The 15,428-nt window shown below is 73.0% G+C and carries 13 protein-coding genes and 3 pseudogenes; 4 read left to right on the forward strand and 12 right to left on the reverse strand.

Annotated elements, in window-relative coordinates; translation table 11 throughout:
• Positions 1–235: 235 nt before the first annotated feature.
• Entirely contained in the window at positions 236–469 is a 234-nt protein-coding gene (locus ACFY30_RS28210) for a DUF5133 domain-containing protein (RefSeq protein ID WP_390847955.1), read from the forward strand.
• 53 nt (positions 470–522) lie between these two features.
• On the opposite strand, the gene tgmB is transcribed toward ACFY30_RS28210, so the two are convergent.
• The 5 genes and pseudogenes from tgmB to ACFY30_RS28235 all read right to left on the reverse strand — a co-directional run.
• A complete protein-coding gene (tgmB, locus tag ACFY30_RS28215; protein WP_390847956.1) occupies positions 523–1,509 on the reverse strand; it encodes an ATP-grasp ribosomal peptide maturase in 987 nt (328 codons plus the stop codon).
• 16 nt (positions 1,510–1,525) lie between these two features.
• Positions 1,526–1,717, reverse strand: a complete 192-nt coding sequence (gene tgmA / locus ACFY30_RS28220; RefSeq protein WP_055632657.1) for a putative ATP-grasp-modified RiPP — start codon at positions 1,715–1,717, stop codon at positions 1,526–1,528.
• Positions 1,718–1,919: 202 nt separating this feature from the next.
• A complete protein-coding gene (locus ACFY30_RS28225; RefSeq protein ID WP_390656658.1) occupies positions 1,920–2,210 on the reverse strand; it encodes a DUF1232 domain-containing protein in 291 nt (96 codons plus the stop codon).
• Positions 2,211–2,679: 469 nt separating this feature from the next.
• A complete protein-coding gene (locus ACFY30_RS28230) occupies positions 2,680–3,855 on the reverse strand; it encodes a hypothetical protein (protein WP_390847957.1) in 1,176 nt (391 codons plus the stop codon).
• A gap of 514 nt (positions 3,856–4,369) precedes the next feature.
• Positions 4,370–5,041, reverse strand: a pseudogene (locus ACFY30_RS28235) (DeoR/GlpR family DNA-binding transcription regulator); the annotation flags it as partial.
• 2 nt (positions 5,042–5,043) lie between these two features.
• On the opposite strand from ACFY30_RS28235, the pseudogene ACFY30_RS28240 reads away from it, so the two are divergent.
• Positions 5,044–5,667: pseudogene (locus tag ACFY30_RS28240) on the forward strand (carbohydrate ABC transporter permease); the annotation flags it as partial.
• A 16-nt stretch (positions 5,668–5,683) separates the two neighbouring features.
• On the opposite strand, the gene ACFY30_RS28245 reads toward ACFY30_RS28240, so the two are convergent.
• The 3 genes from ACFY30_RS28245 to ACFY30_RS28255 all read right to left on the reverse strand — a co-directional run bounded on the left by ACFY30_RS28245 (position 5,684) and on the right by ACFY30_RS28255 (position 9,388).
• Positions 5,684–6,913: a PP2C family protein-serine/threonine phosphatase gene (locus ACFY30_RS28245; protein WP_390848108.1), complete on the reverse strand. Its 1,230-nt coding sequence runs from the start codon at positions 6,911–6,913 to the stop codon at positions 5,684–5,686.
• Between the two features lie 155 nt (positions 6,914–7,068).
• Entirely contained in the window at positions 7,069–8,583 is a 1,515-nt protein-coding gene (gene glpK / locus ACFY30_RS28250; RefSeq protein WP_390847958.1) for a glycerol kinase GlpK, read from the reverse strand.
• 37 nt (positions 8,584–8,620) lie between these two features.
• Entirely contained in the window at positions 8,621–9,388 is a 768-nt protein-coding gene (locus ACFY30_RS28255; RefSeq protein WP_390847959.1) for an IclR family transcriptional regulator, read from the reverse strand.
• Positions 9,389–9,583: 195 nt separating this feature from the next.
• Between ACFY30_RS28255 and ACFY30_RS28260 the strand changes: the two genes are divergently transcribed.
• Positions 9,584–10,009 carry an ATP-binding protein gene (locus ACFY30_RS28260; RefSeq protein WP_390847960.1) on the forward strand — a complete coding sequence of 142 codons (426 nt, stop codon included), beginning with the start codon at positions 9,584–9,586 and terminating at the stop codon, positions 10,007–10,009.
• A gap of 7 nt (positions 10,010–10,016) precedes the next feature.
• On the opposite strand, the pseudogene ACFY30_RS28265 reads toward ACFY30_RS28260, so the two are convergent.
• Positions 10,017–10,876, reverse strand: a pseudogene (locus tag ACFY30_RS28265) (DMT family transporter).
• A 676-nt stretch (positions 10,877–11,552) separates the two neighbouring features.
• On the opposite strand from ACFY30_RS28265, the gene ACFY30_RS28270 reads away from it, so the two are divergent.
• The gene (locus ACFY30_RS28270) at positions 11,553–12,245 is read left to right on the forward strand and encodes a response regulator (protein ID WP_390656664.1); all 693 of its coding nucleotides are present in this window, start codon (positions 11,553–11,555) and stop codon (positions 12,243–12,245) included.
• Positions 12,246–12,303: 58 nt separating this feature from the next.
• On the opposite strand, the gene narI is transcribed toward ACFY30_RS28270, so the two are convergent.
• The 3 genes from narI to narH are packed head-to-tail and all read right to left on the reverse strand — an operon-like array spanning position 12,304 to position 15,427.
• Positions 12,304–13,089, reverse strand: coding sequence for a respiratory nitrate reductase subunit gamma (gene narI / locus ACFY30_RS28275; protein WP_390847961.1), 786 nt, complete (start codon positions 13,087–13,089; stop codon positions 12,304–12,306).
• Positions 13,086–13,907: a nitrate reductase molybdenum cofactor assembly chaperone gene (gene narJ, locus ACFY30_RS28280; RefSeq protein WP_390847962.1), complete on the reverse strand. Its 822-nt coding sequence runs from the start codon at positions 13,905–13,907 to the stop codon at positions 13,086–13,088. Before narJ ends, narI begins: the two co-directional genes overlap by 4 nt.
• Positions 13,904–15,427, reverse strand: coding sequence for a nitrate reductase subunit beta (narH, locus tag ACFY30_RS28285; protein WP_390847964.1), 1,524 nt, complete (start codon positions 15,425–15,427; stop codon positions 13,904–13,906). Before narH ends, narJ begins: the two co-directional genes overlap by 4 nt.
• Between the last annotated feature and the right edge of the window lies 1 nt (position 15,428).

Genomic DNA, 15,428 nt, shown 5'->3' on the forward strand with positions numbered 1-15,428 from the left:
CCCGCACGCCGGACAGGTGGCGTGACGCGGAACGTGACGCGGAAGGAGGGGACCGTGACGGGTGGCGTGGACGCCGAAGGAGGGGCTCGCGTGACTCCGCGTGCGCGGCCGCGTTACGTACGGCACGAACCCGCGTGGCGCGATCGTGCCCCCAAAGGGTGAGCCGTGTGCTCCATGCGCATGATTCGCCCAGGTCCGGGCACACGCAGCGCAACAACCGTAGAGAGGGGCGCTCGTGATCGTTCCGGACCCGAAGGTCGCCAGGACGTTGCTGACCCGGTACGCGACGCTGAGGATCGCTCAGGCTGAGCAGGAGCGGCCGGAGACGGCCCGGGAGCTGCGTGACGTGACCTACACGCTCTGTGTGCTGATGGGCACGTCCGACGTCCAGGAGGCGCTCGCCGCGGCGGACGCCCTGCTCGAGTCCCGCACCGAGGCGACCGGCAGGGGGCTGTCGCTCGCCGTCTGAGCGGTCACCGGCGTGGCCGGGGCCCCCGCAGGGTCCGGCCGCGCCGCTCCGCCTCAGGAGGCCGCCGAGCCGCAGCAGTCGGCCTGCCGGGGGCCGGACTTCGGGGCCGGGCCGGCCAGCCACTCCGCGATGGTGCGGGCGATCGGCTGACCGGTGTCCACCTCCACGAAGCCGAACTGCCCCGACTGGTTGCACTCCAGGAACCACCAGGTCCCGTCCGAGTCCTCCGCGAAGTCGAAGGCGCCGTAGGCCAGTTCCGCCTCGCGCAGATACGTCCGCACGGCCTCGGCGAGGCGCGGCGGGACGTCGGCGGGGCGCCACGGCGTGCCGGCCGGCGCGAACCGTACGTCCACCACGTCGGGGTCGGCGCCCGGAGCCGTGTCCTTGCGGGCCGCCAGGATCCTCTCGCCCACCGCGGTCAGCCGGATGTCCGCCCGCTTGGCGATCCTGCGCTGCAGCAGGGTCGGACCGTAGGCGACGGCCGCGAAGTCGGCACCGGGCGGGACCCGGGTGGTGGGCACCGCACGGGGCGGGTCCTGCGGATGAGCCCCGGACACCGGCTTGACCACCAGGTCCGGGTAGCGCTCCGCGAAGTCCCGCGCGGCCTGCGGGAAGGTCGTGATGAGGGTGGCGGGTACGGGCAGCCCGCTGCGCTGGGCGAGCCGCAGTTGCCACGGCTTGTGCCGGGCGCGCCGGGACGCGTCCGGATGGTTCATCCAGCGCGCTCCGGTGCTCCGGAGCATGCCGTAGAGCGCCTGCGAGGCCTCTTCCGTGAGCCATGCGGACGGCTCGGCCGCCCGCGCCGCGGCGGAGCCCGGCCGGCGGACCCACACGGACCGCAGTCCGTCCAGGCTCACCAGCCGGCCCGCCGAGGACAGATGGCCCCGGAAGGCACCGTGGACGTACTCGCCGGAAAGGGCGACGGTGCTGGTCAGATCGGCCGGGTCGAACCGGACGACCGGGACGCCGGCGGCGTTCAGGTGCACGACCACCATGTCCGCCGTGACGTCCTCTTCGCAGGTCAGGATGAGCACGGTCATCTTGCGCGGCCCGTGCTCAGTCGTCGAAGTGGGTCTTGGAACCCGCGGTGGAGGTGGTGGTCCCCAGTTCTCTGAGCAGGGCGTGGTCACGAGCGGCGACACGGCCGTCGAGGAGTACGTTCAACTGCAGTCCGGGGTCATAGGCGTACGGAGTTGCGAACTCCAACTCCGCCGCAGGGCGTGCGTAGTTGAGCGCGAACGGTTGCATGTTCTCTCCCTCGTCGGTACTGCCTCGATCAAGCGGTGCCGCTGTGCGACGTCACTCGGGCCCGCTCTGTGGTGCGACCTTCAGTCACTTATACGAATCGAACGGGTGGTTGGTTTCCTTACTCTCCGTGATCATCGGCGAGTCGGGACCCGAACAGGGCGCGGAGCAGGGGAGATGGGCCGAGCGGGAGGTGAAAACGTCTTCAGGCACGGTCGGTTGGGATCCCCGCGCGCTCGGGGGCGCGACGCAGGGAGCGCAGGGCGAGCAGCAGAACGCCGATGTCGTCGAGGTAGACCGGGTCGGGCAGTAGGTCGGCCGGGAGCACGAAGTACAGGACCGCACCCCAGAACACCCAGCGCGAGCCGGTGGGGAGGCCGGCGCGTCTGAGGTCCCGACGTGCCCTTATGAGCCGCACGAGGACCGCTGCGGCGCACGCCAGGAGGGCGGCGGCCAGTATCGCGGCGACCGTGACGAGCGTGGTGGTCGTGTCCACGGGCCCTCCCTCCGGGGTCCGTCGCGCGGCGCGCTGCCCTTGTTTTCGATTTCCCCGATTTCGGTTCCCGAATTCCCCGTTTCCCGCAGGATTACCTCAACGGGGGAGGCGGTTTCCGGCCGTTCGCCGAGGGGCGGGCGAGCGCGTCGGTTTCCTGTTCGGTGGCGGAGTGTAACTTTGGTCACATCCCGCGCCGGGGGCGGCCACGGCGGCTGACGCCGGGTCAGTGACCGGGCCGGTGACCGGATGCGGTCCTCGGGCTGCGCACGGCCCCGGCGGTGCGCCGTCGATCGCGTCCGCCGTGCGGGCGGCCGCCGGTGGGAAGGGCCTGGCCGCGTCCGCCGTACCGGCCGTCTCCGCTCGGCCACCCAAAGCCTGCTTAGGAAAAGGTCCCTGACGGCCCGTCGGCCGGGCGGAGAGTCGTACGGGCCTCGCGCGCCGCTCACTCCCAGGAGGTGCCCGCCATCGGCTAGCGGTCGGTCGCCGCCACGCCGTCGCCCGGGCCCGGGTCCCTGTTCTCGTCCCGTGGGTGCTCCGTCGCCGCCGCCGGGCGCAGACCCATCGTGGTCTCCTTGAGCCGCTCCAGGGTCCGGCCCAGCTGCTGGAAGGGCGAGCCGCTCTTCCTCGCCGGCTGCTGCCGCTGCGGCTCACCGGCCTCCGCCGCCGCCTCGCGGTAGGCGGCCAGCGCCTCGTGGGCCTGCTCGGCCGCCTCCCGGTACAGGTCCCGGGACTGCGTCATCGCCTCCAGGGCCTCCTTGTACATGGCGACCAGATCGCGTTCCCGGGCCAGTTCCTCCTCCAGGGTCAGCAGCTGCCACTTCTCCCGGAGCAGGGTGAGCGCGGCGTCGCCGCCCTCCGGCAGCTGTGCGGGCAGCGCGGCGTACCGCCGTACCGCGTCCAGCACCTCGGTGGGATGCGACCCGTCCAGGAACACGCTGCGCACGGAGAAGTCAGCCGCGGCGTAGCCGTCCGGGGCGGGGCTGCCGGGCAGCACCAGCGCGCCGCCGCGCGGCACCTCGGCCCCGAAGTCCTTGAGGGCCCAGTTCACCGTGCGCAGCTGGTGCGGCGCCGCCCGGTGCTCCACCACCCGGTGGTGCAGGCCCGGCGGCAGCAGGGGGACCAGGGAACGCCGGCCCCGCTCGTCCGGAGTCATGGCCTCGTGGACCACGACATCGATGGTCCAGGTGTCGCGCAGGGCTCCCCGGAGCGTGCGGCGCAGATCCTTGTCGTCGGCCGGCAGCGGGTTGACGTCCAGGAACCTGAGGCCGGTCACGGTCTCATGGCCCCACGCGCTGTCCGTCTCCCACGGCCAGAACATCTCGGCGGGCGACGGCCACCGCGGGTCCCAGGGCCGCTCCGCCTCCGCCACCAGCGTCCACTCCTGCCCCCGGCCCGACCACTCCGACAGCTTCAGCCGGGCACGCACGGTCACGTCCTCGGGCACCTGCCAGCGGGCCTCGAAGGCCGATTCGCCCTCGGCGGTCTCGGCGTCGGGCAGCTCCCTGAAGTTATGGAGGGTCCCGCTGTCCTTGAGCGCCTGGAGGTGTGTGCGCAGCACGTCCGGCGCGGCGGGGCCGGTGTGGCGGCCACGGCCGAGCCAGACCGTGGAGGGCGTGGAGGGCGGGGCGGTGGCGGAGATGAGCATGAGTCCGTTCGTGAAGGAGGGCGGAGGTGGTATGCGAAGGCCAGTATCGCGCGCCGCGAGGTGTGCTTGATCACGCGGGGCCGGGGGAGACCCTGCCCGTGGGGGCGGGTCGTACCCGGTTCAGGTGCGCCTTCCCCACCGCGCGGGCCGTCACGCGTCGCGCGGGGACATTCGTACGGGGTGTGCGCGCAGCGCGCGGCGTGCGCGCCGTTCACCACGGTCGGCGCCGGCGCACCCGTGGGCACACGCCGCCACGCCCCCGAGAATCGACCGGGTGGGCAGGGCTCGCCCACCATCCGCGTCGGGGCGAGCCCTGCCCGCGCGCTGTCCCGCGCGTCCTGACGCCGTGTGTGGGGACGCCCTCGCCGGTCGTGGCGGCCCGCACGACCGCGCGTTCCACGGCCTTCACCGACCGCACCGGACCCGTGCACGTCGGTGGCGCGTCCTTCGCCGCGGTGGCGCGGCAGTGCCCGGTGGACCGGCGGGACCCCGAAGGAGCGCGCCGCCAGGATCGTCAGCCTCCTACCTCGACCACCTCCACCCCCGCCTCGCGGAGCCGGCCGCACGTCTTCTCGTCGCCGGGTGCGTTGGTCACCACGACGTCCAGGTCCTCGGGGCCGCACACCCGGGCCATGCCCGTGCCGGGGAACTTGCCCGCGTCCGCGACCAGGACCACCTGGGCGCTGGCGGCGATCATCGCCCGTTTGACGGGCACCTCGACGGCGGTGGTGTCCAGCACCTGCCCGTCGGGGCGGACCCCGCTGGTGCCGAGGAAGAGCCGGTCGGCATGGACCTGGCGCAGGTTGTCCTCGGTGAGGAAGCCGACCAGCGAACGGTAGTCGCGCCGGACCACGCCGCCGAGCGGGATCAGCCGGACGTCCTTGTCGTCCTGGAGCTCCTCGTAGACGGCCAGGTTGCTGGTGATCACGGTGAGGGACCGGCCGTGCAGCCGGCGGGCCACCCGGTGGGCCGTGGTGCCGATGTCGAGCAGCACGGTCTCGCCGTCCCTGACGAGGTCCGCGCACCAGGCGGCCAGGGCGTCCTTGGCCTCCACGCGGACTCCGGCCACATCGGCGAACGGGTCGTCCTCGCCCAGGACGGGGGCGGCGCCGCCGTAGACCCGTTTGAGCAGGCCCTCGTCCTCCAGCTGCGCGAGGTCACGGCGGATCGTGGCCTGACTCGCCCCACGGATCCCTGCTCAACACGGTGACCGTCGCGGTCTGTACGACCGTGCTGGTGCTGTTCTTCGACTCGCTGGCCGCCTTCGCCTTCGCCAAGTACGACTTCCCCGCCAAGAAGTTCCTCTTCGGCGTGCTGCTGTCGATGTACATCCTGCCGACCCAGCTGGCGATCATCCCCCAGCACGAGATCATGGTGCAGCTGGGCTGGCTGGGCACCCTCAAGGCGCTCGTCGTGCCCGCCGCCGCCAACGCCTTCGGCATCTTCTGGATGCGCCAGTACACCACCACCGGCGTCCCCGACGAGTTGCTCGACGCCGCCCGCATCGAGGGCGCCGGGTTCTTCCGGCTGTACTGGCACGTGGTGCTGCCCTGCGTCCGTCCGGCCCTGGCGTTCCTCGGCATCTACACCTTCATCGCCGCCTGGAACGACTACATCCTGCCGTTGGTGATGCTGGTCGACCCCGACCGCCGCACCCTCCAGGTGGCGCTGGCGCAGCTGTACGCCGGCCACTCCACCGACTACAGCATGGTGATGTCCGGCGTGCTGCTGTCGGTCGTCCCGCTGGTGCTGGTGTTCACCTTCTTCGCCCGCGGGTTCATCGCCGACGCCACCAAGGGGGCCCTGCGCTGACGGCGGCGGCGACGGGTCAGAGCCGGAGGGCGATCAGAGCGGTGTCGTCGGTGTTGCCGGTGGGCGGCAGCAGGTCGGTGAGGAGGGCGTCGGCCAGCGGCTCGGGGCCGGACTTCCCGTGGCGGGCGAGGGACGAGGCGAGGCGGTCCAGACCGGTGTCGATGTCCTCGCCCCGGCGCTCGATCAGGCCGTCGGTGTACAGCACGAGGGTGGCGCCCTCGGTGAAGGTGGTGCGGGCCTGGGGCCGCGGGAGATGCTCGGGGCGGGCCGCGAGGGGCGGGTCGGTGGCCTGGTCGAGGAAGGCGACGGTGCCGTCCGGGTGCAGCAGGGCCGGAGGCGGGTGGCCGGCGCTGCTGTAGGTGATGGTGCGGTCGTCCCAGTCGATGAAGGTCGCCAGCACGGTGGTCGACTCCGCGCCCGCGACGGAGCGGGCGTACAGGCCGAGGGCGTCCAGGGCCCGGGCGGGACCGTCGGCGACACGGCAGGCCGCGCTCAGCGCGCTGCGCAGCTGCCCCATGACGCCGGCGGCGGCGAGGCCGTGGCCGACGACGTCGCCGACCGCGACGGCGAGGTTCCCGCCGGGCAGGTCGGCGAGGTCGTACCAGTCGCCGCACACGTTCAGCGCGCCGATGGCGGGCCGGTAGCGCACGGCCGCCGCGTGCTGACCGTCCAGGTCCGGCGCGGGCAGCATCGCCGCCTGCAGGGACAGGGCGACCTCGCGTTCGTGGGCGTGCGCCCGGCGCAGCCGGTCGTTGACCTCCTGCAGTTCCCGGGCGCGGGTGTACAGCTCGGCCTCCAGGACGCGGGCCCGGCTGTCGTCGTCCCGGCTGCCGAAGGCGCGGATGAGTGGGGTGATCTCCTCCACCCGGTGCACGATCAGGGCCACCTGGCCGTCGGGGCCGAGGACGGGCGCGTTGACCGGGCTCCAGAAGTGCTCCTGCCAGTGGCCGGGACGGTCCGGGTCCTCGATGTCGTACCGGACCAGCGCCATCGTGTCGCGCTCGCCGGTGGCCACCGTGCGGAGCATCGAGGCCTCGGTCTCCCGCATGCCGGCCGCGGCCGGGTCGTGCGGGTTCTCCGGGAAGACGTCGAAGATGTAGCGGCCCAGCAGCTGCTCCCTGGTGCGCCGGGTCAGCCGCAGGAAGTCGTCGTTGGCGTCCGCGTACTCCAGGGCGGGGGTGAGCAGCGCCACCATGCCGGGCAGGGCCCGGAAGACCGCCTCGTAGTCGATCTGCGGGTTCCTCATGTCCTGCCCGTCTGCCTCGCGCCGCGCCTCGGTGTGCCTCTCCACGATAGGAGGGTGCGGTCCCGGCGTCCGCTCGAAGCCGCGTCCGGGCGCACGGAGCCGTACGGAACCGCGGCGACGGCCCGACGACCCCGCCGGCCCTTCGCCGCGCGGGCTCACGGCGGCCTCGGCGGGGTGACCCACCCCAGGGAGCGCTCGACGGCCCGCTGCCAGTTGGTGTACTCCGACTCCCGCCGCTCGGGGTCCATGTCCGGCAGCCACTGGGCCGCCCGGTGCCAGTTGCGGCGCAGGACCTCCAGGTCGGGCCAGTAGCCCGAGGCGAGCCCGGCGGCGTACGCGGCGCCCAGGGAGACCGTCTCGGCGACCATGGGCCGCACCACCGGCACGTCGAGGACATCGGCGACGAACTGCATGAGCAGGTTGTCCGCCGTCATGCCCCCGTCCACCTTCAGCTGCTTCAGGGCCACCGACGAGTCGGCGTTCATGGCGTCGACGACCTCCCGCGTCTGCCAGCCGGTGGCCTCCAGGACGGCGCGGGCCAGATGCCCCTTGGTGATGTACGAGGTGAGGCCGACCATGACGCCGCGCGCGTCGCTGCGCCAGTGCGGTGCGAACAGACCGGAGAAGGCGGGCACGATGTAGCACCCGCCGTTGTCCTCGACCGTCCGGGCGAGCGTCTCGATCTCCGGCGCGCTGCTGATCAGCCCCAGACGGTCACGGAACCACTGCACCAGCGAGCCGGTGACGGCGATCGAGCCCTCCAGGGCGTAGACCGGTGCCTGGTCCCCGATCTTGTAGGCGACGGTGGTGAGAAGGCCGTGCCGGGACCGCACGACATCGGCCCCCGTGTTGAGCAGCAGGAAGCTGCCCGTCCCGTACGTGCACTTCGCGTCGCCGGGGGAGAAGCACGTCTGGCCGAACAGCGCGGCCTGCTGGTCACCGAGGGCGGCGGTGATGCGGACGCCCGGGAGGACCGAGCGGGCGGCACCGTAGTGCTCGGCGGAGGACCTGATCTCGGGCAGCATGGGACGCGGCACCCCGAAGAACTCCAGCAGCTCCTCGTCCCAGGTGAGGGTGCGGATGTTCATCAGCATGGTGCGGCTTGCGTTGGTGGCATCGGTGATGTGCAGCCCGCCGTCCGGGCCCCCGGTCAGGTTCCAGATCAGCCAGCTCTCCATCGTGCCGCACAGCACCTCGCCGCCCTCGGCGCGCTGCCGGAGACCGGCGACCTGGTCGAACAGCCAGCGGATCCGCAGGGCCGAGAAGTAGGTCGACGGGGGCAGGCCGCACCGCTCGAGGAAGAACTCCTCGCCGGGGTCCGCCCTGAGCGCCGTGACGAGCGGTTCCGTGCGGGTGTCCTGCCACACGATCGCCCGGCCCAGGGGAGCGCCCGTGCGCCGGTCCCAGAGCACCGTCGTCTCCCGCTGGTTGGCGATGCCGATCGCGGCGATCTCCTCCGCGCCGACACCGGCACCAAAGAGCGCCTCGGGCACGATGCGCCGCAGGTTGCGCCAGATCTCGACCGCGTCGTGCTCGACCCAGCCGGGCCGCGGGAAGTGCTGTTGGTGCTCCCGCTGGGCGACCGACACCAGCCGTCCGTGGTGGTCGAAGAGAATGCATCGGGTGGAGTTGGTGCCCTGGTCGATGGACATCACATACCGTTCGACCATGATCGCGTCTCCTTCCGACGTCTCGAGCGGGGCGGGGTCACCAGCGGGCCGCGCCCAGGTCTCTGGAGATCGCCCGTGCGGCCTCGCGCAGCAGGTTGACCAGGGTCGACCGGGGATGGCCCTTGCTGTCGCAGATCCGCTCGATCTGGCCGGACAGGCCGATCGCGCCGACCACCAGGCCGCCGTGGCCGCGGATCGGTGAGGCGACCCCCGCCTCCCCCATGCTCATCTCCTGGACCTCGCCGGCCCACCCGCGCTCCCGGACCTCGGCCAGCGCCCGGCCGAGCTGGTGCCGGTCGACCAGGGTGTGCCGGGTGTACGCCTCCAGCCCCGACTCCAGGGCCGACTCGACGGGCGCCGTGCCGAAGGCGAGCAGAACCTTGCCGAGCGAGGAGGCGTGCAACGGCAGCAGGGAACCGACCTCGAGGGTCTGGAACGTGTCGTCCGGCCGGAACACGTGGTGCACGACGAGGACCTTGCCCTCCAGCGGGGTGCCCAGACGGACCGCCTCCCCGCTGCGGGCGGCCAGGGCGTCGGCCCAGTTGATGGACCGCGAGCGCAGCTCGTTGACGTCGAGGTAGCTGGTGCCGAGATGCAGCAGGGCCGCCCCGAGCTGGTATTTTCCGGTGGCCGCGTCCTGCTCCACGAAGTCCACGTGCTGGAGTGTGCGCAGGATGCCGTGGGCGGTGCCCTTCGCCAGCCCCAGCGAGGCCGCCACCTCGCCGAGCCCGAGACGGCGGGGTCCTCCGGCGAGCAGACGCAGGATCGCCGCCGCCCGTTCGATCGACTGGACCGGGCCGGTCATGAGGCGAGCCTATTACCGCTGCGGGGGGTTCGCTCCATGTGGGCCCTGACCTGCGATCACTCCCGGGCGCGACGCGTTCGGTAATGCCGACCACGATTCGTTGACCCGCACCCCCGCGCTCCCTAACGTGCTTCGAGGTCCGGCATTCGCGCCGCGGCCCGGCATCGGCCGACAGCATTCACCGGAGGAGAGAAGATGGCGGTACAGCTCGGCATACTGCCACGGGAGACAGTGGAACACGTGTGTCCGCTGCCGCCCGTCCCCGGGGCCGTCGCAGCCGTACGCCGACGCGTCGGGGCGGTCCTCGCCGACTGGAAGGTGTCCGAGGACATCGTCGACGACTCGCTCCTGGTGGTGTCGGAGCTGCTCACCAACGCGATCGTCCACGCCCTGCCCCCGGCGGAGCTGCGGCTGTCCTGGGCCTGGGGCGACGGCCGGGGCACTCTGCGGGTCGAGGTCACCGACGCGGGACCCGCGCTCGTGCCCGGCCAGTCACGCCCGGGCATCGACCCCGACGAGCACGGCCGGGGTGAGCTGATCGTCCAGGCGCTCGCCGCCCGCCACGGCAGGCGCGTCCACTCCGGCGGCGTCACGCGGTGGGCCGACCTCGTCGCCGTCTGAGCCGGCCTCATCGCACGACGTCGACGAGATGGGGCACCACGCGGGTCAGCCGGAGCACGCCCCCAGGATCAGAAGCGCCCCGATCGCCTCGGGCGGCAGCCACCAGCCCGTGCGGACGCTCTCCTCGAACAGCGCGACCCCCAGCACGAGGCTCACCGACGCGTCACCGATGGTCAGCGCGGGCTGCGAGGCGGCCAGTGGGCCGGCCTGGAGCGCGTTCTCCAGCAGCAGGAGCGACGCGACGCCGGTGAGCGCGAGCCCGTAGGTCTGCCAGGTGGTGAGGAAGGCGGGCAGCCCGGCGTCGGCGAGGCGTCCCGTGGCCGACTTCGTCAGCGCGGCGGTCAGCGCGTTGCCGACCGCGGCGGCCGCCGCCAGGGTGGCGGCGCGCAGCAGCGGCGAGGACGAGGAGCGCGCGAGGACGACGGCCGTGGCCATCGCACCCAGGCTCAGCGCCAGGACCGGAACTCACCGGTCCATCGGGGCCTGGACCCGGGTCCCGGAAGGAGCCGCCGAGGGAGCAGCGCGAGTCCGGCCGGCACCACCGCGACCGCCCGCCGGCCGTCGGCCGTCGGCCGACAGTCCGTGGTGCATCAGCGGCACGGCGACGAGCAGGGCAAACGGCAGCTCCAGAACGAACAGGGGCTGGACCAGCGCCATGGGTCCGTTGACCAGGGCCAGGGCCTGGCACACCGCCGCGCCCGCCACACCGGCGATGCCGATCGCCCAGGCGGGCCGCCGCGCGAGGGCGAGCAGCAGGCGGATGCCGCCGCCACGCGCCACCGTGGAGGCGGCCTTGCGCTGCAACGCCGTGCCCACGGCGTTGCCGGCGGCCCCCAGGACGGCGAAGGGGACGGCGAGCATTATCACCCGACATGCTCCCGGACGTGATCTCCCAGCGCACCGGCGACACCGCCGCCCGAGTGCCACGAGCCCGACGCCGCCGCGGACGCCGACGACCGGACGGCCGCCCCACGGGGCGGACCGGGACCGGGCGGGTCGGGACCGGGCGGGTCGGGGATCGGAGGGCCGGTCGGACCGGGCATCCGGGGACCGGGGCACGGCGAATCGAGGTCGGGACATGACGGACCGGTACCGGGCGGACCCGGGGGACTGGTACCGGGCGGACCCGGGGCGGACTGGTACCGGGCGGACCCGGGGACCGGGACCGGGATCGGGCGATCGTGTGCCGGGGAGGACCGGTCGGACTGGGGGGCCGGGGGACGGGGCGCGGACATGGCGGACCGGGCGGAGCGGGGGACCGGGACCGGTTCGGATCGGGGACGGTTCGGACCGGGATCTGGACCTGGCGGATCGGGGACCGGGCGGACCGGCTGGTCCGGGGATCGGGGACCGGGGACCGGGAGCCGTGGGAGGCGGGGCGGGGCCCGGGAGCCGGGGTGGAGAATATGGTCGGCCCTGGCCCTTTGGCTCGCGATCACGCAGGATCGGCGGTGAGCGGCAACCGGTGACGCCCAGTGGGTGCGATCCGGTCGCGACAGCTCGGACGGCACAGAGAAGACGGCAAAGTAGAAGGAGTCCCCACATGGCGGACGGCGAGCGCTCAGGATCCGACAACCCGATCCGGGTGTTCCTCATGGACGACCACGAGGTCGTACGGCGGGGGGTGCGCGACCTGCTGAACGACGAGCCGGACATCACGGTCGTCGGAGAGGCGGGCACGGTGGCGCAGGCCCTCGTGCGCGTTCCCGCGCTGCGCCCGCAGGTGGCGGTGCTCGACGTCCGGCTGCCGGACGGCGACGGGGTGACCGTCTGCCGGGAGCTGCGCTCCCAGATGCCGGAGCTGGCCTGCCTGATGCTGACCTCGTTCGACGACGAGGAGGCCCTGCTCGACTCGATCATGGCCGGCGCCTCGGGTTATGTGCTGAAGCAGATCCAGGGCTCGGACCTGGTGTCCGCGGTCCGTACCGTCGCCGCCGGGCAGTCGCTGCTCGACCCCAGTGCCACCGCCCGGCTGATGGCCCGCCTGCGGCAGGGCCAGGAGCCCGAGCCCGAGCCGGACGCCCTGCCGGGTCTGACGGACCGGGAGCGGGAGATCCTGGCCCTGATCGGCGAGGGACTGACCAACCGGCAGATCGGGCAGCGGCTGTACCTGGCGGAGAAGACGGTGAAGAACCACATCTCCCGGCTGCTGGCCAAGCTGGGGGTGGAACGCCGCATCCAGGCCGCGGTCATCGCGACCCAGGCCCAGGACCGGCTCCAGCAGAAGGAGAACTGAGCCCAGGACTCAAGCGGAGCCCTGCCGGGCGGGACGTCCCGCCCGGCAGGGCCGTGGCTCACGCGGCTCGCCGGGAGCCCGAGGCAGGGCGCCCGGGCCGGCGCGGCCCCGTCGGGGCGGCGGCCGCCGCGGGCCGCCTGCGATAGACCAGGTAGGGCCGGGCGAGGTAGCCGACCGGGACGCTCCACACGTGCACCAGCCGGGTGAACGGCCAGGCCGCGAAGAGGAGGCAGGCGGTCAGGGCGTGGAGCTGGAACAGCAGGGGTGCGTCGGCGATCGCCTCGGGCCGCGGCTGCAGGACGAACAGACCGCGGAACCAGACGGAGACGGTGGAACGGTAGTCGTAGCCGGGGCCGAAGACGTTGTGGGCGGCGGTGGCGGTGATGCCCAGCAGGACGGTGGCGGACAGCAGCGGGAAGAGCAGCTTGTCGCTGCGGTCGGTGCCGAGGCGGATCTGGCGGGTCAGCAGACGGCGGGCGCACAGCATGCCCAGCCCGGAGACCATCGCGACGCCGGCCACCGAGCCCGCCCAGACGGCCGTGGTGTGGTAGGCGTGCTCGGAGATCCCCGCGGCCTCCGTCCACGAGGCGGGCACCGCGAGGCCCACCACGTGCCCGGCGATCACCATGAAGGCGCCCAGGTGGAACAGCGGGCTGCCCCAGCGCAGCCAGCGGTGTTCGAGGAGCTGGGTGGTGCGCGAGGTCCAGCCGAACTGGTCCTGGCGGTAGCGCCAGACGTGCCCGACGGCGAACACGGCGAGACAGATGTAGGGGACGGCGACCCACAGCAGGAGGTCGGCGCCGCTCGTGGAGGCGGCCGCGAGGGGGAGGGCTGCGGCGTTCATCGGGGGCCTTCCGTACGGCTGGTCGGGGCGGGGGGCACTCGGGTCGGCGGGGCGGCCATCGGGGGCACGAAGGTGCCCGGCGGCGCGAACTCGCCGTCCCCGTAGGTCCCGTACGGGTCGAGACCGACCTCCTCGTTGGGCGGGCCCTCGGCGACGAGCCGGGCCACCGCCGCACGGTCCGCCTCGGTGGGCGGCGGCAGCAGGGTGAGCAGGGCGGCGAGCACATGCCGGTAGGGGGAGTCGGCGTCGGTCAGGGCGCGGTGGATGAGTTCCAGTCCGCGCCGGTGCTGGCGCAGCGGCGCCTCGCCGCCGCCCGGGCCCGCGAGAGCGGCGAACTCCAGGACGACCGGGAGGTGGTCGGGCAGTTCGCTGCCGTCGGTGTCCCAGCCGGCGGCCCGGTAGCGCTGGTTCAGGGTGAGCAGGGCCATGCCCCGCCGGCGGGTGTCGCCGTGCAGGTAGTAGGTGAGGTAGAGGCTGCTCTTGCGGCGCAGGTCGAACATCTCGACGTAGTGCCGTTCGAGCGTGTCGGTGTCCTGGGCGGTGAGCCAGGCGGCGAAAGAGGTGAGGTGTCCGGCGGCGGGCGAGGGCGGCAGCGCCTCGATCGCGGCCGCCAGCTCCGGCCGGGCGGCGGTGAGTTCGGCGTCCGGGTACTGCAGCAGCAGCGAGCACATCCGCAGCAGCAGGACGCGTGCCTCGCTCTCCTCGGGGGTGAGGCGGGACGGACGGCGTACGGCGGCCCGGACGCGGGCGCGCACGAGTGCGGGAATCGACGGGGGTCCCCCCGGGCGTTCGGTGCTGGGGGCGGGCAGCGGACTCACGAGTGGCCTCCGGCGGTGTTGCGGCGCAGCGTGGGGATGCCGAGCATCACCTTGCGGTCGGACGGTTCCCCGGCGGACTCCACGGGGCAGCGGTTCTCCATCGCGGTGAGCGCTGCCGCGTCCTCCTTGTGCGCGGCCGGGACGACATAGCGGTCGGCGTACTTGGCGACGGCGAGCAGCCGGTGCATGTCCTCCGCCTCACGGACGGTGAGTCCCACCGCCTTGAGCACCGCCTCGTCGCCGGTTTCGCCGAGGGTGCGTTCGCGCATGTACGAGCGCAGCGCGGTGAGCTTCATCAGTACCCCGGCGACGACGTCGGTGTCCCCGGCGGTGAACAGCTCCGCCAGGTACTCCAGCGGGATGCGCAGCCGGGTGACGGCGGCGAAGACATGGTCGGGGTCGTCCTGGTCGCCTCCCGCGGCGTCGACGGCGTCGAGGACGGGCGAGAGCGGCGGGACGTACCAGACCATGGGCAGGGTGCGGTACTCCGGGTGCAGCGGCAGCGCCACCTTGTACCGGGAGACCAGGTCGTACACGGGGGAGCGGCGGGCGGCGTCCAGCCAGTCCTCGGGGATGCCCGACTCCCGTGCCGCCGCGCGCACCTGCGGGTCGTGCGGGTCGAGGAACACCCCGCGCTGGGCGTCGAGCAGGTCGCGCTCGTCCGGGGTGGCGGCCGCCTCGCCGACGCGGTCGGCGTCGTACAGCAGCAGGCCGAGGTAGCGCAGCCGGCCGACGCAGGTCTCGGAGCAGACGGTGGGCTGGCCCGCCTCGATGCGCGGGAAGCAGAAGGTGCACTTCTCGGCCTTGCCGGTGGCGTGGTTGACGTACACCTTCTTGTACGGGCACGCCGTCACGCACATCCGCCAGCCCCGGCAGCGGTCCTGGTCGACGAGGACGATGCCGTCCTCGACCCGCTTGTACATCGCGCCGGACGGACACGCCGACACACAGGCCGGGTTGAGGCAGTGCTCGCACAGCCGGGGCAGGTGGAAGAGGAAGGTCTGCTCGAACTCGAACTTCACCTTCTCGGCCCACTCACCGGTCAGGTTGGGGTCGCCGCCCGCGTTCTCGGGCGCGCCGCCGAGGCCGTCCTCCCAGTTGGCGCCCCAGGTGATGGCGGTGGGCTTGCCGGTGAGGACGGAGCGGGGGCGGGCGACGGGCATGTCCGGGCCGGCCGGGGCGTTGACGAGGTTGTCGTAGTCGTACGTCACCGGCTCGTAGTAGTCCTCGATGCCCGGCAGGTCGGGGTTGGAGAACAGCGACAGCAGCCGCTTGACGCGCCCGCCGGAGCGCAGGACCAGCCGTCCGCGCTTGTCGAGCATCCAGCCGCCCTTCCAGCGCTCCTGGTCCTCGTAGCGGCGGGGGTAGCCGACACCGGGCTTGGTCTCGACGTTGTTGAACCAGGCGTACTCGACGCCCGTCCGGTTGGTCCACGTCTGCTTGCAGGTGACGGAGCAGGTGTGGCAGCCGATGCACTTGTCGAGGTTCATGACCATCGCGATCTGGGCCATCACACGCATC

The organism is Streptomyces sp. NPDC000345, from assembly GCF_042898825.1.
In the GTDB taxonomy this organism is placed as follows: Bacteria; Actinomycetota; Actinomycetes; order Streptomycetales; family Streptomycetaceae; genus Streptomyces.

Excerpts from the sequence above, each read along its gene's own strand:
- tgmA (WP_055632657.1), bottom strand. The coding sequence starts at position 1,717 with ATGCAACCGTTCGCGCTCAACTACGCACGCCCTGCGGCGGAGTTGGAG.
- ACFY30_RS28230 (WP_390847957.1), bottom strand. The coding sequence starts at position 3,855 with ATGCTCATCTCCGCCACCGCCCCGCCCTCCACGCCCTCCACGGTCTGG.
- narI (WP_390847961.1), bottom strand. The coding sequence starts at position 13,089 with ATGAACGCCGCAGCCCTCCCCCTCGCGGCCGCCTCCACGAGCGGCGCC.
- ACFY30_RS28270 (WP_390656664.1), top strand. The coding sequence starts at position 11,553 with ATGGCGGACGGCGAGCGCTCAGGATCCGACAACCCGATCCGGGTGTTC.
- tgmB (WP_390847956.1), bottom strand. The coding sequence starts at position 1,509 with ATGACCGTGCTCATCCTGACCTGCGAAGAGGACGTCACGGCGGACATG.
- glpK (WP_390847958.1), bottom strand. The coding sequence starts at position 8,583 with ATGGTCGAACGGTATGTGATGTCCATCGACCAGGGCACCAACTCCACC.
- ACFY30_RS28260 (WP_390847960.1), top strand. The coding sequence starts at position 9,584 with ATGGCGGTACAGCTCGGCATACTGCCACGGGAGACAGTGGAACACGTG.
- ACFY30_RS28245 (WP_390848108.1), bottom strand. The coding sequence starts at position 6,913 with ATGAGGAACCCGCAGATCGACTACGAGGCGGTCTTCCGGGCCCTGCCC.
- narH (WP_390847964.1), bottom strand. The coding sequence starts at position 15,427 with ATGCGTGTGATGGCCCAGATCGCGATGGTCATGAACCTCGACAAGTGC.
- ACFY30_RS28255 (WP_390847959.1), bottom strand. The coding sequence starts at position 9,388 with ATGACCGGCCCGGTCCAGTCGATCGAACGGGCGGCGGCGATCCTGCGT.